Origin of the sequence: Pontibacter locisalis (genome assembly GCF_042684605.1) — a bacterium.
GTDB classification, from domain to species: Bacteria; Bacteroidota; Bacteroidia; order Cytophagales; family Hymenobacteraceae; genus Pontibacter; species Pontibacter locisalis.
Map to the genome: position 1 here is coordinate 59,904 of NZ_JBHULU010000012.1, position 24,011 is coordinate 83,914.

Genomic DNA, 24,011 nt, shown 5'->3' on the forward strand with positions numbered 1-24,011 from the left:
CAGGTTTCCTTCACTGTCCACAAGTTCCAACTTAATTGTGTTCTCACCCATTGGCAGACCCTCCATAATATAAGGCAGCCATCTGTCCAGCATAAACTCTGTACCATTAATAGTGGCACGCACTTTATTGCCGGTAGGAGAAAGTTCAGTATTAACAAGATAGAAGTCCAGCATCACTTGCTTAGTATCCTTGCCTACATACTCTCCTTTCGGGCGGCTGTAAAACATGTGCGGAGCATCCATGTTGAACTCCATTTTCTCAGATGGGTTTCCTGCCGTTACCATCCGTAGGTCATATGCATCTTTATGCTTCAGGCTTTCATGGTAAGACCTTGATAAGAATGAAAGAATTACGTGGTCGCCCTCCGCCAGTTCTTTGGTAAACTCAGTATTATAATGAGCGGTGTATGGTTCATTATCTACAATATTATGGATATGCTGCCCTTCCGAAGAATTTGCCATGTGTTCTGCATGTTCGGCGGGAGTCATTTTACTGAGCTCATAATTAGCTAGATCATAATCAAACTGAACAGGACCAGCCGCTACTTTACCACCTGCTTGTGGCGTGTTTAAAGTAAGCCTCGCATCTGGGAACTTTGGGGAGTCGTCAAAGCCGTAAACTTTGATTCCGTCCTTACTCATAACTTCCCCTGTAGGCATTGGCTCTTCGGCTCTTGCAGACTCAGCAGGTGTATCTGCTCCCATATCCTGTGCTTGGCGGGTAGAGTCGCAGGCTGTAGATCCAAAAACAAGGGCCGAGGCCAAAACTAAGTACGTTTTTTTCATGATTTAAATGTTTAGTTGCAATCCAGCTAATTTAGCGATTTTATTTTTTTCGTATATTGCACGCGTCGCGTGGGCCACTAAGACTACGTGAAGATTTCTAAAAAGTATACAGCTAGAATTATATGAGCGACATTTTGTTTGATGAGGTTCCTTCCCTGGACTTGGCTGATTTTACATCAGGAGATAAGGAAAGAAGAGCTCGATTTGTAAAGCAACTCGGCGACGCGTACCAAAACATAGGTTTTATCGCATTACGCAACCACGGTCTTAGCGACGACCTGACTGAAAAGCTATATGCTGCTACTAAAAAATTTTTCGCTTTGCCTGATGAGGTAAAGGAGAAGTATGAGCATCCTGAACTTGCAGGCCAGCGCGGCTATGTAGGCAAAGGAAAAGAAAAAGCAAAAGGCTTTAACACCGGTGACCTGAAAGAGTTCTACCACGTTGGTCAGGAGCTTAGCGACATCCCGGACAGTGATCCAATCAAAGAAGAGTATCCGGAGAACATATTCCCTGCTGAGGTTCCTGAATTTAAGGAAGTAACTTTGGAAGCTTACAGGAAACTTGAAGCTGCAGGAAAAGAAGTTTTACGCGCCATTGCTATTCACCTAGGCCTGGAGGAGAATTATTTCGACGAAAAGGTAAAGTATGGCAACAGCATTCTGCGCCCTATCCACTACTTCCCAATCGAAAACCCGGATAGCGTACCAGCTGATGCAGTACGTGCAGCAGAACATGGTGATATTAACCTGATCACTCTATTGATGGGTGCCAGTGCTGATGGTCTGCAGGTATTGCGCCGCGATGGCCAGTGGATTCCGATTACAGCTTTGCCAGAGCAGGTGGTGGTAAATGTTGGAGACATGCTTGCCCGCTTAACAAACAACAAGCTGAAGTCTACTATTCACCGGGTGGTTAACCCGCCGCGCGAGTTAATGCATACTTCACGTTTTTCTATTCCGTTCTTCATGCACCCTCGTTCCGAAATGGACCTTACCTGCCTGGAGAGCTGCATTGATGAAAAGAACCCAAAAGCATATCCTGATGCTACAGCAGGTGAATACCTGAATGAGCGCCTGGTGGAGCTTGGACTGAAAAAAGCATAAATACAAGCAAGAATAATAAAAAAGAGAGATAGCGTAAAAGCTGTCTCTCTTTTTTTATTTTTATGCCATGAGTTTGCGCTACTATATCTTTTTAAAAGACGTACTGATGTTGGCCTTAACAGCTTTTGGAGGCCCGCAAGCGCACATTGCTATGATGTTTAAACTCTTGGTAGATAAGCGCCGCTACCTCACAGAGAAAGAGCTGATAGAGTTAAACGCTCTTTGCTCCATTCTACCAGGCCCAACTTCTACGCAAACAATTACAGCAATCGGCTTTAAAATAGGAGGACCAAACCTGGCCTATCTTACTTTGCTGGTTTGGATTACTCCAGCGGCCACCATAATGGCCATAGCCGCACTAACTATTTCTTACTTACAGGACCAGGGAATTTCATTAAAGTTCCTAAACATTATTCAGCCGATGGCAGTCGGATTTGTTGCTTACGCTGCCTATATGATCAGCTCTAAGGTTGTGAACACAAAAACTGGCATTGTGCTGATGGTTATCTCTGCCATACTTGCCTATTTCTTCAGCTCACCTTGGGTATTTCCTCTGTTGCTTATAGCTGGCGGTGCTATCACGGCATTAAGATTCAGACAGCACCCCATGGAGAAGGACAAAAAAATAAAGATTGAGTGGGCAAACTTTATACTTTATGTAGGCGTGCTGATCACGGCAGCCGTTCTTGGTGGCGCTACCTCGTCTTTGCCTGTCAGGCTTTTTGAGAACTTCTACCGTAACGGTAGCCTTGTTTTTGGTGGAGGCCAGGTACTCATCCCGCTGCTTTACGCAGAATTTGTTGATTTCAAGCATTACCTGACCGGCGAAGAATTTTTGTCAGGTTATGCGATTGTGCAAGCGTTGCCCGGTCCTACTTTCTCGTTTGCTTCTTTCGTAGGCAATCTTGCCATGCGAAAGTTTGGAATTCCCGGACAGCTGCTCGGGTCCTTTGTAGCCACGGTTGGCATTTTCCTCCCAGGCACCTTCCTGATCTTCTTTGTAATTCGTTTTTGGGATGAACTGAAAAAGTATCGCGTTGTGCGTGCTTCGTTGGAGGGTATCAGTGCCGTAAGTTCGGGCATGGTAGTAGCGGCGGCTATTCTTCTCTACCACCCAATTGAGAACACGGTGCTGAACTTTGGCATTGTGGTTGTTACTTTCTGCCTGCTGATGTTCACTAAAATTCCACCTCCTATTCTTATCCTGACTGGCCTCTTACTTGGCTTTGTAGTTTATTAAAAAAGGTCAGCTAAATTGCTATAGCCGACCTTTTCTTGAATTCATTTCAGAGTTTCTTTACTTCAGCAGCCCGAGCAGGTACTCCCCGTATCCGCTCTTTCTCAGTGGCTCAGCGATCCGCTGCAGCTGCTCGGCCGAGATGTAGCCCATACGCCAGGCCACCTCCTCGATGCAGCCGATCTTCAGGCCCTGCCGCTCCTCGATCACCTGCACGAACGTGGCCGCCTGCATCAGCGACTGTATGGTACCCGTGTCGAGCCAGGCCGTGCCGCGGTCCAGGATGCCCACCTTCAGCTTGCCCCTCCTCAGGTACTCGCGGTTCACGTCCGTTATCTCGTACTCCCCCCTTGGGCTCGGCTCCAGGGCCTTTGCGATCTCCACCACCTCGTTGTCGTAGTAGTAGAGGCCAGGCACGGCGAAGTTGCTCTTGGGCTCCTTCGGCTTCTCCTCAATGGAGATCACGTTGCGGTCCCCGTCGAAGGCCACCACCCCGTAGCGCTCCGGGTCGTGCACGTGGTAGGCGTACACCACGCCCCCGTCCGGGTCGTTGTTGGCCTGCAGCAGCCTGCTCATCCCCGAGCCGTAGAAGATGTTGTCGCCCAGGATCAGGGCCACCTTGTCTGAGCCGATGAACTCCTCCCCGAGCACGAAGGCCTGCGCCAGCCCGTTGGGCACCTCCTGCACCTTGTAGCTGAACGAGCAGCCAATCTGGCTCCCGTCACCCAAAAGGCGCTCGAACATGGGCAGGTCGTGGGGCGTGGAGATGATCAGGATCTCCCGGATGCCGGAGAGCATGAGCGTGGCCAGCGGGTAGTAGATCATGGGCTTGTCGTAGACCGGCATGAGCTGCTTGCTCACCGCCAGCGTCAAAGGGTGAAGCCGGGTGCCGGAGCCCCCGGCAAGTATGATTCCTTTCATCAGGTTCGGGTATTCTTTACTGTGCACCAGCAGCATCACATCCAAAATATGGCGCAACGCTGCTGATACACAATTAATTTATAATTCGTAATTCATAATTGGCACCTATCGGTGCGTGTACTGCTGCTCGTAGTAGCTCTGGTAGTTGCCGGAGGTCACGTTGTCCAGCCACTCGCTGTTTGCCAAGTACCAGTCCACGGTCTTGCGTAAGCCCTCCTCGAAGGTCACCGACGGCTTCCAGCCCAGCTCGTCCATCAGCTTACTAGAGTCGATGGCGTAGCGCAGGTCGTGGCCGGCGCGGTCTTTCACAAAGGTGATCAGCTTTCTAGAGTGTCCCGGCTCTCTTCCCAGCTTCTCGTCCATCACGTCGCAGAGCAGCTCAATCAAATCAATGTTTTTCCACTCGTTCACGCCGCCTATGTTGTAGGTCTCCCCCACCTTGCCCTCATGAAAGATCATGTCGATGGCGCGGGCGTGGTCGATCACGTAGAGCCAGTCGCGCACGTTCTCGCCCTTGCCATACACCGGCACCGGCTTCTCATTCTTGATGTTGTGGATGGCCAGCGGAATGAGCTTCTCGGGGAAGTGGTTCGGCCCGTAGTTGTTGGAGCAGTTGGAGATCTTCACCGGCAGCCCATAAGTATGGTACCAGGCACGCACAAAGTGATCAGAGCTTGCCTTGGAGGCCGAGTACGGAGAGCGCGGGTCGTAGGGAGTCTCCTCTGTGAAGAGGCCGTCCTCGCCCAGCGAGCCGTACACCTCGTCGGTGGAGATGTGGTAGAACAGGCGGCTGCCCAAATCATCTGCCCAGTGCCTTTTGGCCGCGTGCAGCAGGTTCACCGTGCCGATCACGTTCGTCTGCACGAAGGCCAGCGGATCGGAGATGGAGCGATCCACGTGCGACTCGGCCGCCAGGTGGATCACTGCGTCAAACCCATGTTCAGAGAAGATCTCCTCCACGAAGGCCGCGTCAACGATGTCGCCCTTGAGGAAGGTGTAGTTCTCCCTGTCCTCGATGTCGGTCAGGTTGGCCAGGTTGCCGGCGTAGGTCAGCTTGTCGAGGTTGTAGACCTGGTAGTTCGGGTACTTTGTCACGAAAAGGCGCACCACGTGCGAGCCAATGAAGCCCGCCCCGCCCGTAATCAATATCTTCATGCTTTTGCTTTTGCTGTTTCTTCTTGAAGGGATAACTGCCAATCCCAGGCACTTTTCATAGCTTCTTCCAAGGTGCTGGTTGTCTTAAAGCCCAACACTTCGGTAGCCTTGGTGACATCGGCATATATTTTAGGCACGTCACCTGCACGGCGAGGCCCGATCTTATAATTCAATTTTTGCCCGGTAGCATGCTCAAAGGCATGTATGGCCTCTAAAACAGTATTCCCTGTACCAGTACCCACATTGTAGAACTCTATGCTCTCTGACTTGTTCTGCAACAGTCTTTCTACAGCCACCACGTGTGCTTTTGCTAAGTCTACTACATGCACATAGTCACGAATACAGGTACCATCCGAGGTATTATAGTCGTTTCCAAATACAGTAATCTGCTCCCGAATACCTGCGGCTGTTTGAGTGATAAAAGGCACCAGGTTGTTTGGCACCCCTAATGGCAGCTCCCCTATCTTGGCTGATGGATGTGCCCCGATTGGATTAAAGTAACGCAACGCAATGCTCTTCATGCGGCTGCCACTGCTGGCAAGGTCAGCAAGAATCTCCTCACACATTTTTTTAGTGTTACCATAAGGGGAATTCGCTTTCTGAACCGGTGTTTGCTCTGTTACCGGCAGCTCTTCTGGTATTCCATACACAGTGCAGGAAGACGAGAAAACAAGGTTAAAAACGTTAAATGCCTCCATCACTTGAAGCAGCGTCACCAGCGAACCAACATTGTTATGGTAGTACTTCAGCGGTTCATCCACAGACTCGCCAACTGCTTTATAGGCCGCAAAATGAATGACGCCTGCAATATTTTGCTCCTGCTCGAAAACACTTTTAAGAGCCCCGGCATCGGCACAGTCAATCTTATGGCATACTAAGTCCCGTCCGAGTATAGCTTTTATACCCTCCAGTGCGCTTTCCTTCGAATTGGAGAAGTTGTCGATGAGAACAGGTTCGAAACCTGCCTCTACCAACTCCACTACTGTATGCGAGCCAATGTATCCTGCTCCACCTGTTACTAATATCTTTCCTTTAGACAACGTTTTAAAGTTTGTTATAAGTTGATCAATGCTATTTACCTGTATCTTCTTTCAGTTTGCACTGCCCCTCAAGGAGCAAGTACAACTCTCCTGTTTCCGGACAAGTGGCCTCACCTTCATCACTGAACTCCAGTTTGTGTCCGTAGCGGCTAACCCACCCTTGCTGCACCGCCGGCACACCATAGGCTAATGCAAAGGCAGGTATGCTTTTGGTGATTAAAGCCCCTGCTCCTACCATGGCATATGGCCCGATTTCCACTCCACAAATAATTGTGGCGTTAGCACCTATACTTGCACCCTTTCTTACCGGTGTGGGCTTAAACTCACTTTTCCGATTAACGAAACTGCGGGGGTTAATCACGTTAGTAAAAACCATGGATGGCCCCAGAAACACGTCATCTTCACAAGTAACGCCTGTATAGATTGAAACATTATTCTGCACCTTCACATTCCGCCCCAGCACCACCTCCGGCGACACCACTACGTTCTGACCGATGTTACACTCATCGCCAATAACACAGCCACTCATGATATGTGCAAAATGCCATATTTTAGTTCCCTTTCCAATTCTGGCGCCCTCGTCGATTACAGCAGTATCATGTGCAAAATAGTCCATTGGCTTCAAAGGTGTACTTACAAAGGTACAAGTTTATAGTATAAGTAAGTCAGGATATAACAAATTCACTACACATGTAGCTGCACATTATTTTGTGGCTTCTACCATTCTATCCTTCCCAAAAAGATCCTGCACCACCTCAGCCTTACTGTATGCAAGCTCCAGCAGCAGTTTTGCCACCTGCGCCCCGTACTGTTCATTTATTTCAAAGTATAGCTTACCACCTTTCTTCAGTAGCTCCAGGCCAACAGCAGCAATGCGTTTGTAATATTTAAGAGGATCGGCATTAGGCACGAAAAGAGCGAGATGAGGTTCGTACTGCAATACATTTTCACGCATGTGCTGCTTCTCATCTTCCCGCACATAGGGGGGGTTGCTGGTAACAATATCCAGTGACTCCGGAGCTATACTTTTTAAAGGCTCAAACACATCATGCTGTAGCCACTCCACAGGCAGGTTTAACTTTGATGCATTGGCTTTAGCCACCTCCAGGGCACCTGCAGAAACCTCCAGCCCCATCACTTTCTCTGCCTCAAGATTAGCAGCCAACGCTAAAGGTATGCAGCCGCTTCCTGTGCAGATATCCAGTATGTGTAGTGAATTTTTACCCTTATGCTGCTTTATCACTCTGTCCACCAGTTCCTCCGTCTCCGGCCTAGGAATCAGCACCCGTTCATCAACCTGTAGTTCCAGACCATAGAAGTTAGCTACACCCAACACATACTGTACCGGCTCCTGTTTCTGCAGCCGCACAACAGCTTGTTTTATCTCTTCCTCCTGCGCCTGCGTTACCTGGTCATCCCGCTGCATACTTAGCTGTACCCGTGTTTTCTGCAGCACATGCTCCAGCACCAGCTGCGCAATGGCTCCGGCCTCCGGCTCCGGATAAACTTCGTTTATGTTCTCGCGGATAAAATACTGCAGTTCCTGGATAGTAGCCACGGTTATACTTTATTTAGATTTAGGTATCTTTGCAAAAGTAAAAATTTTACAGTTATGAGTCCTGCATTAAGTAGTACGAGCTGATGTTGACATTGTCTGAAAGACTCAGGTACAGCTTACGCTATTTAGTTTTATATCCATAACTTCTAACATTACATTTATCTCTTTGTGACCTCATCTGATGAACTGTACATGCGGCGTGCCCTGGAACTTGCCAGGCTGGGAAGCGGCTCTGTTAACCCGAACCCAATGGTAGGCTGCGTAGTAGTGCACCAGGGACAGATTATTGGGGAAGGATGGCATAAGCAGTATGGCGGACCTCACGCAGAGGTGAACGCCATTACCGCCGTACAGGACAAAAGCCTGCTGCCCAATAGTACCGTCTGTGTTACGCTTGAGCCTTGCTCCCACTTTGGCAAAACACCACCCTGCGCCGACCTGCTGATCAGTAGCGGAGTGAGGGACGTGGTTGTCTGTAACACGGATCCTAATCCGGTGGTAGCAGGCAGAGGCATTAAGAAACTATTTGAGGCCGGAGCTCAGGTAAAGGTTGGTGTACTGGAGGATGAAGGGCTGGAATTGAACAAACGTTTCTTTACCTTTCACAGCAAACAACGCCCTTTTATACTTCTGAAATGGGCTGAAACAGCCGACGGTTTTATAGCTGCCGCTAATTTTAAACAGGAGCAGATCAGCGGTAAACTGGCGCAGCGCCTTGTACACAAATGGCGCTCCGAGGAGCAGGCTATCATGGTCGGCAGTCGTACCGCTCTTTATGATAATCCGCGCCTGAACACGCGTTTGTGGGGTGGCAAAAATCCGTTGCGCCTGATAATTGACAAGCAACTGCTACTGCCCAAAGAGCTGCATTTGTTTGATAAAAGCCAGCCTACTATAGTGTATAATTTCCAAAAGCAGGAAGAGCAGGATAACCTACATTTTGTAAAGTTACAGGAGGAGGAACTGATGCTTCCGCAGATCATGCAGGACCTGCATCAGCGCAATGTTTTGTCTATAATGGTAGAAGGGGGTACTTTTCTGCTTGAGAGCCTGCTGCAGACAAACCTTTGGGATGAGGCAGTGGTTTTCAAAAGCAAGTATAAAACATTGGCATCTGGCATCAAAGCTCCTAACATGACCTTTGGCAGGTTAAATGAAGCTCAAACCTTAGGACCAGATAGGTTGCTGCACTACCTAAACGTTTAATAATCAATAATTCAAATAATTCAGTCATTCACTAATCACTTATTTAACATTCATCCATGGCCGAATCACTTTTAGTAGACCAGAACCTCAGCAAAGAGGAGAAGTATAAAGCGCTGCTTCCGCAGATCGAAGCATTGGTAACCGGAGAGTCAGATCTGATCGCTAACATCTCTAACATGGTAGCTGCTCTGAAACAAGGGTTGGGCTTCTTTTGGGTAGGCGTTTATTTTAATAAGGAAGGGCAGTTGGTTCTCGGACCTTTTCAGGGCCCTGTTGCCTGCACACGTATTCCATATCACAAAGGGGTATGCGGTGCCTGCTATACTCGTCAGGAGACAATCTTAGTTCCAGATGTAGAGGCTTTCCCTGGTCATATTGCCTGTAGCAGCGATTCGAAATCAGAAATAGTGCTACCAGCCATTAAAGATGGAGAAGTAAAACTGGTGCTCGATGTTGACAGCGATAAGCTTAATGATTTTGATGAAGTGGACCAGAAATACCTGGAGCAGTTGATGAAATTAATAGAAAGCTGGTATTAGTGATCAAACGAGGAAGCACCCTTTCCTACTCTTCTATATTCAGTTCAAACGCAACTCTTAGAAATTAAAACAGGAAGGCCGCTGCAATCTATTCTTGCAGCGGCCTTCCTGTTCTGTAAGTTATTTTTGCAGAAATCTCCTATCCGAAGAATGTTGGTGCCTCTGTCTTTAACTGGGCAATAACTGTTTGTCCGCCTTTTGTTTTCTGACCAAGCTCAACCTTTATCTCTGTATCAAGGGGCACGAAGATATCAACACGTGAACCGAACTTAATAAAGCCAAATTCCTCTCCCTGGCTTACCTCGTCACCGGTGTTCACATACCACACAATACGACGCGCCATAGCGCCGGCAATTTGCCTGAACAGAACCTCAGGACCGCCAGTGGACTCTACCACTACCGTGGTACGCTCATTCTGCGTGCTTGACTTCGGGTGCCAGGCTACAAAATAATTACCCGGATGATACTTAAAATACTTTACGATACCTGAAACCGGATTCCGTGTGATGTGCACATTGATCGGTGACATAAAGATAGAGATCTGCTTACGCTTATCTTTGAAATACTCTGGCTCTTCTACTTCCTCTATCACCACTACTTTACCATCGGCAGGCGCCACAAGCAAATCCTCGTGTAATAATAGATTACGATAAGGGCTTCGGAAGAACTGCAGGATCAGCAGGAAAAGTACTACGGAAACACCAGAGAAGATTCGGTTAAAGGTATTGTTTTCAGCGTTGAATTGGTAAAGCAGCAGGTTCAACACCAGTAAGATCAATAATGTAAAAAATAAAATTTTTCGTCCTTCTTTGTGAATTTTCATCTTGGTTATGTTTGCCCCAGGTACTTTTATAACTTATAATAGCTCATCCAGTTACGTGGATGAGCTATTATCCTGTGTCAAAATTATATAAAGTTTTGCTTATTCTTACAAAAATGTTCTCTTAGAAACCACCACGGTACTTATACGTCATGGCTACCTTATCAATAGCTACGATGTAAGCAGCGATACGCATAGGCACATTATATTTCTGAGATGCAGCATATACACGCTCAAAAGACTCATTCATAATACGCTCAGCACGCTCGTTCACGCGATCCAGCGTCCACTTAAAGCCCATACGGTTTTGCACCCACTCGAAGTATGATACGGTTACACCTCCAGAGTTTGCCAGGATATCCGGCACTACCATGATACCTTTTTCGTTGATGATGTTATCTGCTTTATAAGAAGTTGGTCCGTTTGCACCCTCCACAATCAGGCGAGCCTGGATTTTATCCACATTCTTAATGGTGATAACATCTTCTACAGCAGCCGGCACTAGTACATCAACTTTGGCAGTGAGCAGCTCATCCGGATCCATCTGCTCAGCACCTTTGTAACCTTCTAAGCGGCCATTATGGGCATTCTTGTATTCAATGGCTCCCTCAATGTCAATACCGTTATCATTCCAGTAAGCTCCGCTTACATCGCTGATACCAAGAATTTTAACACCACGCTCAGCCATAAGCTTAGCAGCCCATGAACCTACGTTACCAAAGCCCTGCACAACAGCAGTAGATTTAGCAGGGTCCATGCCCAACTTATCCATCGCAGCCATAGCCGAAACCATTACACCACGACCCGTTGCCTCCACACGACCAAGTGAACCACCAAGCACAAGCGGCTTACCAGTTACTACAGCGTGTACAGTTGAATTCTTTGTTTTAGAGTACTCGTCCATCAACCAGGCCATCTCACGGGGACCTGTACCCATGTCTGGTGCAGGAATATCCTGGTCAGGACCGAAAAGGTCTACCAGAGAAGCTGTGTAAGCTCTTGTTAGACGCTCGATCTCGCCGGCAGACATAGAATATGGGTCGCAGATGATACCACCTTTTGCACCACCATAAGGAATATCCACTACAGCGCATTTCCAGGTCATCCAGGCAGCTAGTGCCTTTACCTCATCAAGGAACACGTCCGGAGCATATCTGATACCACCTTTTGACGGGCCCAGTATAGTAGAGTGTACTACACGGTATCCCTCAAACACACGCACTTTGCCATCATCCATCGTAACAGGAACGTTTACGATCACCTGGCGAGCAGGAGACTTCAGGACGTTGTACGTTTCTTCATCCAGTCCCAGCACCTCAGCAGCAATATTGAAGCGCGACATCATCGACTCGAAAGGATTTTCTCTGTCCTTGATCGGTGCAGGCTCTTTGTATAACATCATCTACTATAAAATTTAGCGGTGAGTGATTATTAATTCAGGCGGTAAAGTTGAGAATTATCCACACAACCTCCTAAGGGGGCAATCAAAATTTTTTCAGAAGATTTTCAGGAAAGCTACGATAAACGGAATTGCCATTAAAAGGCTGTCAAAACGGTCCAATAACCCTCCGTGTCCGGGCAGTAATGTACCGGAGTCTTTAACCCCCAGGCTACGTTTCAACAATGATTCAGTTAAGTCGCCCAGAACACCAAAAACAGCGACAATTATGGCAACGCCTATCCACTGATACAGCTCCAGGTTTGTAAAAAAGAAAGAAAGTAGATAGCCCACTACAATAGCCAATAATGTGCCTCCCGCCCAGCCTTCCCATGTCTTACCTGGTGAGATACGCTTGAACAGCTTATTCTTTCCGAAATTCTTTCCAAAGATGTACCCTCCGGTATCAGAAGCCCAGATCAGGAGCATTACCCCCAAAATTGGCTGCCAGCTATACTCCTCATCTAAAAAGCCTATTGTGTGCAACAACCCAAAAGGAGCTGCCACATACATAACACCCAGAAATGTGAAGGCAATATTTGTGAACGGCTGGGGCTGCTTCCTGTAAAGCTCCAGTATGAATATCAGAAAAAGCACAGGCAATGAAAGAAAGAGTAACTCTGGTGGCATCATCTCTTTTTCTACCAAAAACATGGAGACGAAGAACAAGGCTCCTAAACTTATACCTGCACCACGGTGCGGTCTTATTCCCTGCACACGCACCAAAGCATAAAACTCATAAATTCCCAGTAGCGTGAGCCCCAAGAAGAGGAGAAAGTAAGTCCACTCTCCAAACACTATACTTCCTACAAATATGGCGGCGCCCAGCACCCCTACTATAACTCTTTGACTAAGATTACTGAGTGTGGATATTTTCTTACTCATGAAAAGGGTTTTGCCGGCTCAGCGACAGGTGTGGGTTTAGTTCAATTAAAAAAAGGCTACGATAGCCGCTAAACTTCGTCTTCCGTCCGGATACCAGACTCTGCCTCAGCAATACTTTCGGTTCGCACAGGCAGTGGCGTAAACTGCTGATACAGGAAGTAGAGAACACCTATGCTCAGGACAAGTGATAGCGCCACACTTACCCAGGGCATTGCTTCTGTACTTTCTACATCAAAATCTATTTGCCCGGTCTGCTGTAAGTAAAGCAGCAGTACCGTAAAACCATTGTTAACAAAGTGCGCTATTATCGGAACAATTATGCGACCAGACCAAAAGTAAAGATATCCGAAAAGAGCGCCAAAAATAGCACGGGGAACAAAGCCAAAGAACTGCATGTGAATGGCAGCAAACACGATCGCCGCCACCCAAATAGCCACATGCGTGTTACCTGTCCAGCGATGAATTTGCCGTTGTAGCACACCTCTGAACACTAGCTCTTCTCCAACAGCAGGAATAGCCGCAATAACTAAAAGACCTACCAATAATTTTGGCACTGTACTAAAGTCAGCGATCAGTTTGGTAAGCTCTGCCAGTTCATCCTCTTTCGCTCTGGCCCACCGGGTGAACTCTTCCATGAAAGCAGGCAGTTCCATGTTGGCGTTCCAATCGATGATGATCGAGTTCGCCGGCATGATCAGTATGATCAACAAACCGCTTAGAAGCACCAGACCTACCCCTGGCTTCACCTTCCAACTAAGGTAAGTATCCAGGTTATACCCAAAGGCTTTCAGCAAATACAACGGGGCAATCACAAAAGAAAAGAACTGTACTATCCCCTGGAACATCAGCATGGCACTAACGCCATTTGGATGTGCCGCAGGATTTTCTACAACCTCTACCAGTTCAAAAATACTGATTCCAAAGATCCAGTTAACAAGTAAACTATAGATAAAACTTGCTACAAAATAACCTGCTGTCATGAAAGCCAGCAGCAGTAAAATTACCCAAAATGGGTGTAGATCTTTGGATATGAAACCTTTCATAGAGTAGATTAGGTTTAATTGACGTAAATTTACGCTAAAATTTAAATTTTGCTTTGGTAAAGATAGCGAACATAGAATTAGGTGAGTTTCCGCTGCTGCTGGCACCCATGGAAGACGTGAGCGATCCGCCGTTCCGTAAAGTGTGCAAAGCCAACGGAGCTGACCTTATGTACACTGAATTCATTTCGTCTGAGGGTTTGATACGCGATGCCGCTAAAAGTGTGCAAAAACTTGACATTTTTGATTACGAGCGTCCTATAGGAATTCAGATTTTCGGATCTGATATAGAGTCTATGCGCGAGGCAGCTATTGTGTCTGCACAGGCTGGCCCAGACCTGATTGACATCAACTACGGTTGCCCGGTAAAAAACGTAGCTTGTAAGGGCGCAGGCGCAGCGTTGCTACGTGATATACCCAAGATGGTGAAGATGACCGAAGAAATTGTGAAAGCCACAAATCTGCCGGTTACAGTAAAAACGCGCCTCGGCTGGGACGAAAACACAAAGTACATTGTAGATACAGCCGAAAGGTTACAGGATATAGGTATCCAGGCGTTAAGCATACATGGCCGTACACGGGTGCAGATGTACAAAGGCGAAGCTGACTGGACCTTGATCGGAGAAGTTAAGAATAATCCGCGCATGAAGATCCCGATCTTCGGCAACGGCGATATTGATTCTCCGCAGAAGGCACTGGAGTATCGCAACAGGTATGGTGTGGATGGGATTATGATAGGCCGTGCCAGCATTGGATATCCCTGGATCTTTAATGAGATCAAACATTATATGGCAACCGGTGAGACTTTGCCGGGTCCTACCCTTGAAGAACGTGTGGAAGTGTGTCGCCAGCATTTTACTCATTCTTTGGAATGGAAGGGGGATAAGCTGGGTATATTCGAGATGCGCCGCCACTACACGAACTATTTCCGTGGTCTGCCGCACTTTAAACCGCTGCGAATGCGCCTGGTGCAGTCTGAGGATATTCAGGAGATCTATGACACCTTAGATGAGATAGCTCAGACCATGGCCTACGAAGAGGTTTAGATAAGCTAAAATCAAAGTACTACTTTTCCGATAATTTAAGAGTTGGGGATTGCACAATTTAGTTGAAGCCCCAACTCTTTTATATTTTCCCCTCCTCTGATCTTAATACATCTTTAACTTTTAGTTTTACAGCTATCAAAACAGCAACTCAACATAAGTCAGAAGCCGCAGCAACCAGTACACCAGCACTGGCCTGGTTTCTTATTATTATACTTGCCCTGATCTGGGGTACTTCCTTTATCCTTATCAAAAAGGGACTTATTGTTTATTCTTCGGGTGAGTTGGGAGCATTAAGAATTGCAATCGCTTTTCTAACGCTTTCCCCTTTCGCTGTAATGCATCTTCGGAAAGTGGAACCGCATCGTTGGAAATATCTGGCTGGCAGCGGTGTATTAGGGAACCTGCTACCGGCGTTCCTGTTCGCCTATGCTGAAACCCGCCTGGCAAGCGGACTTGCTGGTGTTCTTAACTCCCTGACCGCCTTATTTACTTTGCTGGTTGGGGCTATCTTCTTCAGCCAGTCTATTACCTGGATGCGAATGCTTGGTATTATCATAGGCATAGTGGGCACAGCTGTTCTTATTTTTTCCGGTAATGGCAGCGCCGACATGGACAATAAGTATTATGGCCTTTATATTGTAGTAGCCACTATTTGCTACGGCGGCAGCGTGAATATTATAAAGCATCGCCTGCAAGGAATGAAGCCGTTGGTAATGTCGAGCATGGCCCTGCTTACCGTTGCCCCTTTTGCTTTTGTTTATCTGTTTACCACAGATGTAGTGCAAAAACTGCAGTACACACCCGGCGCCTGGGAAGCATTGATGTACATTGCCATACTTGCCGTGTTTAGCACTGCAGTTGGGTTAGTGTTATTTAACAAGCTCATCCACATATCTACTACCCTTTTTGCCAGTTCCTCTACCTACCTGATTCCAATTGTAGCACTTATGTGGGGCGTGTTAGATGGAGAGACCATACAATTGTGGCACTACCTCGGAATGGTTGTTATTTTAATAGGAGTATTTATAGTAAACAGGGCGAAGTAAGTACTTGGCTTTATAAAAAGAATGGGGGCAGCTGTTAACAGCTGCCCCCATTCTTTTAGTTCTCCTATAAGTTATTCTCTTACAAGTTTTAGTCGGTGCGACTCTCCTCCTATACGAACAACTACAAAGTAGATGCCTGTTTGTTTGATACTGTTAGCTATGTTCAAGTCAAGTACAGATACTCCGGCTTTTAACTTGTGGGTCTGCTTTAACATCTTTTGCCCTGCAGTATTATAAATTTCCACCTGTGCATCTACTGCAGCTACTGCACTTATATTCAACTGCAGCTTATTCTGGAATGGGTTAGGATAAGCATATACAGAAATGTCTCTCACTACTTCAAAAGCAAGTGTGCGCGGCCCATAGTAAGTGGTTTTACCATCATAGTCTTGCTGCCTTAAGCGGTAGTACCGTGTTCCGGTTTTACCTTGTTCTGCATCCTTAAAGCTATACTTAGTAGCTGCACGCGTTGTGCCAGTACCTTTGCTTACAAATCCAATCTCTCTGTAATTAAATCCGTCTTCTGAAACCTCAACCCCAAAACCCTGATTCTCTTCCTCGGTAGCTGTTTCCCAGGTCAATTGCGCATCCAAACCATTTCGCTCAGCTTTAAAGTAGATCAACTCTACTGGAAGAGGATTTGGGCCGGTTGGTCTTCCTAATGTATAGCGGCCTAATCTGCTTATGTTACTAAGTGTTACTTCATTATTTGCACTGTTAGGAGTACTATAAATGAAAGTCTTCCATTCAGAATCACTCCAGAACAATTCAGAATAAAATCCTACTAATTCATTTTCTATAAACTCAGCGTCACCATCGTGATCTAAGTCTAATTCATGATCGAAATAGTTTAATACAACCTTACCAGTAAAATCATCATTCTCTCCAACTGGGTTTACAACAAAGCTTCTTAGTATACTTGCCCCGACCTGTCTTGTATTTGCAGGGGTCCCTGTTACTCTTACTACATTAATATCCTTACTAACTGAAGCGGATGGGTTAAGAGTTATACCTAAGCCACCAAAATCCTGGAGAGCAGTAGTAGTTTTAGTCGTTTCAACCGTTCCTGTAACATAGGCATTCTCTGCTTCACTGATAGTACCACTTGCCTGACTTAGAACAATTCTGTTCGATCCAGTTATTACTTCTATCACATTATCAGCCAAAGGTGAGACTGTATTTGTTGAAAGAACCAGCTGGTTTTTCACGTTTACAGTGGCACCTGTTCCTGTTATTGTCTTCTTGCCCTTTACAGAAAAGCGTAGATTATCATAATCTACAGCTGCCACTTTTTGAGCCCTATCACCGTTAAAATTAACAGTAGTAGTGTTAATGGCTAAGTTTGTAGCAGGTGTTGTAACTGTAAAATCTCCGGCTATGCCAGTTTCACCTGCTAATAGTGTCTTAATACCAGTGTTACTAAATGTTAAGTGATGGTAGTTTAGAGGCAATGCGTTTTGAGCCAAAGGACCATTATAATCAACAGTTGATGACAAGCTTGTTGCATCTACTGCAATTGCCTTACCTGCTTCTACAGTAAACGCTTCTGCTACTCCAACAATATCATCCAATGTCTTTGTGCCGCCAGTTGTAAGCGAGAGGCTTTTATAATCTATCCCCGCCACTTGCTGATTTGTTCCATTATATTCTATTGTTGCTGGGGCTATGACTCTATCCCTTATTACTGCTTTTTCTGCTGTCTTGTCTAACACAAAATTGCCGGCAATTTTAGTAGTACCAGTTAAACCCGCTTCAAACGTTTTAAACTCATTTGCACCTAGGCTATTCTCTAACCTTAAGTTTCCGTACTGCACATTCTTTATTTCTTGGGTACCGCCATAGTAAATTACATTACTAGCTGGTGTCAACGCTGTTACATCTACATCTGGTAAAGTTTTATCCCCTCCAATTTTTATTGTAGCTCCATCGACTACTGTTAGAATGGTTTCTACTGGCTTTATAACTGTTACTGGATTACCGTTTTCATCAGTTGTAGTCTCTTCAATATCTGGGTGAGCAACTATACTTTTATTTTTAAGATCAAGTGTGCCCTTTGCTACTGTTACACTTAAAACTTTGTTTATATCAGTCTCAAGATTTACAAACATTGGCTGTGTGTCTTTAAATACTTGTAACCTCCCTAAACTAAGCGGTGTTACTGGGTCAACTCCTGAAATTATACTTGAAGGACCTGCACCAATGAAAGTTATAAGCGAGTTTGCTGAATTAAATTCTAATCCATTGTGCACTAAATTGCTATAAATACTTACTGGCTTATTAATAGTTAATTTTGATGATGGGGCAACTGTAAGGTTTCCTAGCATTGTGGTACCTGAACCGCTTATATTAGAATTTGGTCCTTCCATCGTAAAGTTTGCTCCAATTCCAAATGGGACAGGATTTAAAGGATCGGGATTTATACTAATGATGTACCCTTGATTAATGATGTCACCTTTTATAAAAAAGTTTGTTCCTATCAAACCTTTACTAGCCACCTCTGGTATCGCATTTAATTTCCCCGTGCTCTCAATAACTAAGTTACCGTTTAACCTCCAGTCCTTTATTGCTAAAACGTAGTCAGGGCTTAATGTCGTTGTTGTTATACCCTTACTGTTAGATATAACTAAGTTATTCAGCGTTGGAGAAACATCTCCAAATAATAGAATCTGGCCAGTTCCTCCAAACTTTAATGTTCCTGTACTTGTAAAGCTTCCAAATCTAAAGGGATGAGCTTCGGGAGCATCTGCAAAAGGATAAGGGGTGGAAAAATCTAAAATTCCCGAACTTTCAAAGACTCCATAATTTAAAAAAGCGGAGTATAACTTGTGTGTATATGACCCTGCAAAGAATTTAGCACTAGGCATAATTGTAAAAATACCTGCTACTCCCCAACCAACACTAGCAGTTACACCTGCAGTATTACTTATGATAACATCTGCGAACTCTGGTGACCTTGTTGAATTTAGAGTTGGTGATACAACTCCAGCAAATTCTACTGTTGGGGCTTTTTCATTATATGGAATAATTGGAGCTAATAACTGAATTGTTTGTTTACGACCACCCAAGAATTTAGCTTTTCCATTACTGAACAACATTCCTGAATTTTTAAAATCACCTGCTATCTCAACATCAACTGAGGTTTCAAAAAATCCATTGGAAAATATACTTGCTTGTTTAAACTCTCTGTCTTTAGGGTTTGGTTCATCAGGTTTAGCATAAACATCTCCGTTACCTGTAATATCTATACTCCCGTTAATCACTAATTTTTCTGCACTGAAGTTATACATTGCAGCAACACTTATAATCATGTTGTTTACTGTTAACGTTTTACCTGTTATATTTTTCCTTGTACCGGTAAGTACCAATGGTTTCGCAAGTATTAGAGTACCTGTGGGCGACACTGCTTGATCATAAATACCTGGCGAGAAAACACCATCATTAACAAAATGTCCATGTAGTGTTAATGTCTGATTATTAATATCAAATGTTGCATCTTCTTTCAGAATCAAACTATCAAGTACAGAAGTTGCTCCATCTAAAGACTTTGACACAGTTTCACCTTGTAATAAAGCGAGTTTTCCATAAACTACTGGCTTAACTTTTTGGGCTATTGTTCCAGAATATAAGACTTTACTTGTACTAGCTAATGTATTTGTATTATAGTTGGCTGGAAAATTATCTGCTCCTTTTAACTCGAGCGAAGCTCCTGCTGCAACTTCGAATACTCCACCTGCTGCACTCCTGTTTGCTTTAACTGCTTCGCTAAGAAGTAACTTACCACTAGAAATTGTTAAGTTACCGTTTATAATAGCATCTGATGTTATTACTGTTGCGTATCCTGCAGGACCATTGTTTATGACTAAATTATTGAACACTGACCCAGTAAGACTTTGAGCGCCTGCTCCGATAAATCTTACTGTACCAGTTCCTGGAATAAATTTACCGGCAGTTGATCTGGTCCAGTCTCCTTTAACATCAATGTTAGCTATGTTTGCATTTAGAACTCCATCGATAATGATATTGCCATCTACTGTAAGCGTATTAGATTCCTGAAGCAACATTGTACCAGTGGTTATCAGCATATTCCCTCTCACTTCAGGACTGTTTGCTGTACTGTATTGAGCTACACCACCAGTTTTGTTTACTTCTAAATGATAATATGGCACATCCGCCACTGTTTGCGTGTTGCCACCTTCGTAGATAACTTTTCCGCCAACTCCACTATTAAACTTGTCTGAAGTACCACCGAAATTGTAATTTCCCCTAATTCTGAGAGTTCCAGTTCCTAATTCAATTTGAGCTTGGTTTTGAGTTACAGAGTTTACTGCTATTTCACCACTCGCTTTAAATATATTGATTTTCTGTTTGGCATCATCCATGATCAAGTTGCCGACAGTTAGTGCTTTATCTGCCGTAATAATCGCATGCACTGCAGAGGGATCAGAATCATTACTAATTGGAAGTAGATTACCTCTAACAAACAAAGAGCTGGTGGTATTGGCAAAGTTTAAGTCGATTTCAGTACGATGCTTGTACTGCATGATTTTAATCTTTGCATCAACATCTACTACTGGTTCAAAGAATTTTGTAGAAGTAGCGCCATTTAGTCCTGCCAGATTATCAGCAGGTGTAATAGAGCCAAACTCTGCTATATCTGAGATTGTTGGAGGAGTGATGGCATCCGACTCTACTCCTGCTGCATCAACTACACGCCAATTACCTGCTTTACTCCACAATGTATCTACATCTCCCTGCCACTTATAAAGTAGCGATTCATCAGATAATGTCCAGTAGTGCTCTAATCCGTTTGTTTGCTTTGTAGTTTCTACCCAGTTAAGCGTTATATCGTAGGCTGCTTTACCTGCTGATACCCAGTCGCCCTTACCATTTGGAGAATAAAAAGGTTTGATACCTTCTTCATCCAACTTTTCTACGTTACCATTCAACTCATCATCATCTGCATAGTGCATTCTGAAGACAGGTTCTGTGTAGGTATTTGCTGATGTACTAATTTTAAACAACCTGTTGATAGGAACACCTGCCGCAAAGCCTGTAACAGTCTGTTCTACTGTTGTTATTGCAACCGTATCAAGACCAGTTACAGTTGTAAATGACAACTGAACATCGGGCGCATTAAAACTATAAACAACTGTTGGTTTAAAACCTCCTGTAACAGACCTCTTAATAGTACCTTGTACCCAACCAAAGCCACTACGTTCTCCTGTTACGCGCACTTCTACTGGATTCGCTGCAAAAGGATCCAGTCCATCTACTATGGTTGTGATAGAACCTTTTGTTAAGTTGAGATCTGTGGTTGTGATATCATAATTTAATGATACAATGCTGGCAGAAGTTTTATCTACAGTAAGAGATTTAAACATTGTTTTGTTTAAAGGAATACCAGTAAATGAGGTGTTTCTTGTACCAGACAAAATTAAGCTGCTAGAAGCTGGATCTACGCTATTCTTCTCTGCATAGAAGTAGCCATAATTAATCCAGTCTCCTTCTAAAGTATGAGTCAAATTTGCGCCAGCATAAAAATTAGATCCGGTTTTTATAGTAATATCACCATTAACCTGTAAGTCATTATTTGCCAGTTTATTTCCCGCTTTGTCAAATACCAAGTGGTGGTAGGTAATAGGAGCAACTGTTTGAGCTATTGTACCATTATAAGTTACTGTGTTGGGTATGTTAGCAGTAACATTAAGCAGACCTGACACTGTGAGTGTACTGGCAACTCCCATGTTTGAGTTTGTCACCATTCTTCTGTCTGTACCTGATACTATCACATCAAATAAATTGTGAGTACCTGCGAATGTTGCCGTAGCACCTCTAAACTTGACAGTGCCAGCCGTAGCAGCTGTAAGATTATTTCCGCTTAGATCAGAATCTACATAGAAAGAAGAACTTGTTAATGTTGTATTATCTATTCGCAAGCCAAAAAAAGTAAGGCTTACAGGTGTAGCAGCATTGTTATTTATATTTTTACTGCCATCCCCTGCCATCGTAACTGTGCCGCCTGTTGCAACAAACGACCTGTCACTATTCACAGTAAAGTCCCCTTTAACAGTGAAAGAGGTTGTAGTAGTTGTACTACCATTTGCAATGAAGTCATTCAGCACAATACTATTCCCAGCTATCGTTTTAGCCGCACCTTCCATTGTCAGGCTGCCTACACTTTGTGAAAGTGTGCCCGCGCCAGTTGTGCTCAAGTTACCTTTTATAACCAGTGTCTGAGTGCCAGGAATTGTAATAGTGGTTCCTAAACCAGCTATTTCTAAATTATTAAATTCATTCTTTAAAGTCGAAGTTACGTTTGCTGTTCTGGAAATTGCTTTACTAGTTCCTATTAATCTAACAGTACTAGTGTTACCTGTAAAATCAGCATTATTAGTCCAGTTACCACCTACCACGTGCGTAAAACCTAAACCTCCATTAAAAGATGCTGATTCGCTTAAAGTCACGTTCCCATCAACCTGTATGGTATTCATGGCTGTAAAGGAAGCATCATTTAAGATATTGAGGTTTCCTGAAACTACCATTGCAGCATTTTGCATGGTTTTGTTTCCAACCGGTGCAGCGATAGTAGAACTAGGTCCGGTAAGATTTAAATGCCCATATTTAACTGATTTAATATTTTGGTTATCACCATAATATTCTGTCGTACTTGTAGGCCCTAAATCTATAGTAGTAAAGTCTAATGGGAAGTTATCAGTACCACTTAATCTGAATGTAGCATTGTTGGCTACATACATTGTCCCACCACCAGCTGTTCTGTTTAATGACCTATCTACAATATCAAGCGTACCAGCATCCACAAATAAGTCAGAAACAATGGTTGTTTGCACAAGCGGAGTTCCTGTAGGGGCTAACAGTATTTTTATGCCATTGCCACTAATGCGCAATCTACCATACTGTACAGATGAAAGAACATTCTGATCTCCTGATGTAAATAAATCAACTGTAGACCTGCCATAGTTAACCGTACCTAAAGGATCTATAGTAGGAAATATGGCATCACCTGAACTAGACCAAGCATAGTTGTCCTTATAGTCTACGGCTTTGACATATATAGTACCAGACTGTTCCACAACAAAAGTAGGGTTTGCTTTGAAAGCAACTTTGTGTTCCATCGGATCAAAAGTGCCTGATACATACATCTTTGGATTATCACTTGCTATAACTACATCAGGCTGTGTCTTATGCTTTCTGACTCTGTTTACTGGTATAAGGCTCATGCCACTCAACATCTTTACCGAGCCACTGATCTTAAGGTAACTGAAGCCCATGGAAGAGGATGGGAACTTAATAGTTTTACCTGTGCCCAAAAACTCTGTGTACGGCCAGATTTTACTTGTTGTATTACCCCAGGCATAACCAGGATTAGAGGAATATCCTGTTTCTTTATATACCCCACTGTTTATCGCATCTGTTTTTACTTCAAAGCTACCTCCATAATAAGCTGCTGAGCCATGGTTTTCAACTTCACCAAGAGTCCCAATAGTCACATCCCCACTAACGTTGAAGTCACTCGCACCTATAAGTAATTTACCAGCTTTTCCTACGCCAACAGTTAAAGATTTTATTGAAACAATAGAACCAGGAGCAATGTCTGGGTTATTATTAGAAGTGCTTGTAACAACACTAGTAAATCCATTGTCCCCAACTTGAGTACCATCATCACCTATTATAACATCATCAGTTGGGCCTGGAACACCAACAGGATACCAATTGGCAGCAGTATTCCAATCTGTTCCTGTTTGCTTTGAATTAGATCCACGCCAGTATTTCTGTGCCTGCACATCTGTATGCTGCAGGAGCATGAATAGCAGTGTCAAAACCAAACTAGTGAGACCAAACTTGGTAGCTTGTAAATGTGTAGAAGTTCTCATAGGCACTATAAAACTTATATCATTTGAAAAGTGTAATACTAAACCATTTTGTTGCAACTATAAATCATTTTAAACGTAGCAACAAAAAAATGTAATTATTCAAACATGCACCAAAACAAGCACCATTGCTTATTTTTATTTTTTTAATAAATATTATAAAATAAGCAATCTCACACTTTAGAAGTGTAAGTATGAGAAATCTGCTTTGGTACATTAAAGGCACATTTTTGAATCTTATAGAAGATATGAATACCTCTCAATGATTACAATATTTTTAGCATCTTAAGTGGGCAATA

General features: G+C 44.3%; 17 protein-coding genes. 6 read left to right on the top strand and 11 right to left on the bottom strand.

The genetic code is table 11. The features are described from left to right. Nucleotides 1-786: hypothetical protein (locus tag ACFSRY_RS08320; RefSeq protein WP_377505293.1), on the bottom strand; the 786-nt coding region annotated here is incomplete at its 3' end. 122 nt (nt 787-908) lie between these two features. Here ACFSRY_RS08320 and ACFSRY_RS08325 point away from each other — a divergent pair. Continuing rightward, complete coding sequence (locus ACFSRY_RS08325; RefSeq protein WP_377505296.1) at nt 909-1,892, top strand: isopenicillin N synthase family dioxygenase; 984 nt, start codon at nt 909-911, stop codon at nt 1,890-1,892. 67 nt (nt 1,893-1,959) lie between these two features. After that, the gene (chrA, locus tag ACFSRY_RS08330; RefSeq protein WP_377505299.1) at nt 1,960-3,132 is read left to right on the top strand and encodes a chromate efflux transporter; all 1,173 of its coding nucleotides are present in this window, start codon (nt 1,960-1,962) and stop codon (nt 3,130-3,132) included. A 57-nt stretch (nt 3,133-3,189) separates the two neighbouring features. Here the strand turns inward: chrA and rfbA are convergent, their stop codons facing one another. The 5 genes from rfbA to prmC all read right to left on the bottom strand — a co-directional run bounded on the left by rfbA (nt 3,190) and on the right by prmC (nt 7,803). Further along, the gene (gene rfbA / locus ACFSRY_RS08335; RefSeq protein WP_377505302.1) at nt 3,190-4,050 is read right to left on the bottom strand and encodes a glucose-1-phosphate thymidylyltransferase RfbA; all 861 of its coding nucleotides are present in this window, start codon (nt 4,048-4,050) and stop codon (nt 3,190-3,192) included. A gap of 105 nt (nt 4,051-4,155) precedes the next feature. Further along, nucleotides 4,156-5,205: a dTDP-glucose 4,6-dehydratase gene (gene rfbB / locus ACFSRY_RS08340; protein ID WP_377505305.1), complete on the bottom strand. Its 1,050-nt coding sequence runs from the start codon at nt 5,203-5,205 to the stop codon at nt 4,156-4,158. Beyond that, nucleotides 5,202-6,245 carry a UDP-glucose 4-epimerase GalE gene (galE, locus tag ACFSRY_RS08345; RefSeq protein ID WP_377505308.1) on the bottom strand — a complete coding sequence of 348 codons (1,044 nt, stop codon included), beginning with the start codon at nt 6,243-6,245 and terminating at the stop codon, nt 5,202-5,204. Before galE ends, rfbB begins: the two co-directional genes overlap by 4 nt. A gap of 31 nt (nt 6,246-6,276) precedes the next feature. Continuing rightward, on the bottom strand, nt 6,277-6,861 hold the full coding sequence (locus ACFSRY_RS08350) for an acyltransferase (RefSeq protein ID WP_377505311.1): 585 nt from the start codon (nt 6,859-6,861) through the stop codon (nt 6,277-6,279). A gap of 87 nt (nt 6,862-6,948) precedes the next feature. Continuing rightward, a complete protein-coding gene (gene prmC, locus ACFSRY_RS08355; protein ID WP_377505314.1) occupies nt 6,949-7,803 on the bottom strand; it encodes a peptide chain release factor N(5)-glutamine methyltransferase in 855 nt (284 codons plus the stop codon). Nucleotides 7,804-7,971: 168 nt separating this feature from the next. On the opposite strand from prmC, the gene ribD reads away from it, so the two are divergent. Then, the gene (gene ribD / locus ACFSRY_RS08360; protein WP_377505318.1) at nt 7,972-9,009 is read left to right on the top strand and encodes a bifunctional diaminohydroxyphosphoribosylaminopyrimidine deaminase/5-amino-6-(5-phosphoribosylamino)uracil reductase RibD; all 1,038 of its coding nucleotides are present in this window, start codon (nt 7,972-7,974) and stop codon (nt 9,007-9,009) included. A gap of 56 nt (nt 9,010-9,065) precedes the next feature. Next, nucleotides 9,066-9,548 (top strand): GAF domain-containing protein, encoded by a 483-nt coding sequence (locus ACFSRY_RS08365; RefSeq protein ID WP_377505321.1) that lies wholly within the window; start codon nt 9,066-9,068, stop codon nt 9,546-9,548. 139 nt (nt 9,549-9,687) lie between these two features. Here ACFSRY_RS08365 and ACFSRY_RS08370 read toward each other — a convergent pair whose 3' ends face one another. The 4 genes from ACFSRY_RS08370 to ACFSRY_RS08385 form a co-directional block, all read right to left on the bottom strand. Next, complete coding sequence (locus ACFSRY_RS08370; protein WP_377505324.1) at nt 9,688-10,371, bottom strand: phosphatidylserine decarboxylase family protein; 684 nt, start codon at nt 10,369-10,371, stop codon at nt 9,688-9,690. A 121-nt stretch (nt 10,372-10,492) separates the two neighbouring features. Further along, nucleotides 10,493-11,767 (bottom strand): Glu/Leu/Phe/Val family dehydrogenase, encoded by a 1,275-nt coding sequence (locus ACFSRY_RS08375; RefSeq protein WP_377506189.1) that lies wholly within the window; start codon nt 11,765-11,767, stop codon nt 10,493-10,495. A 96-nt stretch (nt 11,768-11,863) separates the two neighbouring features. Beyond that, on the bottom strand, nt 11,864-12,691 hold the full coding sequence (locus ACFSRY_RS08380; RefSeq protein ID WP_377505327.1) for a phosphatidate cytidylyltransferase: 828 nt from the start codon (nt 12,689-12,691) through the stop codon (nt 11,864-11,866). Nucleotides 12,692-12,759: 68 nt separating this feature from the next. Next, nucleotides 12,760-13,734 (bottom strand): CPBP family intramembrane glutamic endopeptidase, encoded by a 975-nt coding sequence (locus ACFSRY_RS08385; protein ID WP_377505330.1) that lies wholly within the window; start codon nt 13,732-13,734, stop codon nt 12,760-12,762. Between the two features lie 53 nt (nt 13,735-13,787). Between ACFSRY_RS08385 and dusB the strand changes: the two genes are divergently transcribed. Together dusB and ACFSRY_RS08395 are read left to right on the top strand one after the other, a co-directional pair. Continuing rightward, nucleotides 13,788-14,777, top strand: coding sequence for a tRNA dihydrouridine synthase DusB (dusB, locus tag ACFSRY_RS08390; RefSeq protein ID WP_377505333.1), 990 nt, complete (start codon nt 13,788-13,790; stop codon nt 14,775-14,777). A 62-nt stretch (nt 14,778-14,839) separates the two neighbouring features. Continuing rightward, nucleotides 14,840-15,823 (top strand): DMT family transporter, encoded by a 984-nt coding sequence (locus tag ACFSRY_RS08395; RefSeq protein ID WP_377505337.1) that lies wholly within the window; start codon nt 14,840-14,842, stop codon nt 15,821-15,823. Nucleotides 15,824-15,894: 71 nt separating this feature from the next. Here ACFSRY_RS08395 and ACFSRY_RS08400 read toward each other — a convergent pair whose 3' ends face one another. Next, nucleotides 15,895-23,772 carry a T9SS type A sorting domain-containing protein gene (locus ACFSRY_RS08400; protein ID WP_377505340.1) on the bottom strand — a complete coding sequence of 2,626 codons (7,878 nt, stop codon included), beginning with the start codon at nt 23,770-23,772 and terminating at the stop codon, nt 15,895-15,897. Nucleotides 23,773-24,011 lie beyond the last annotated feature (239 nt).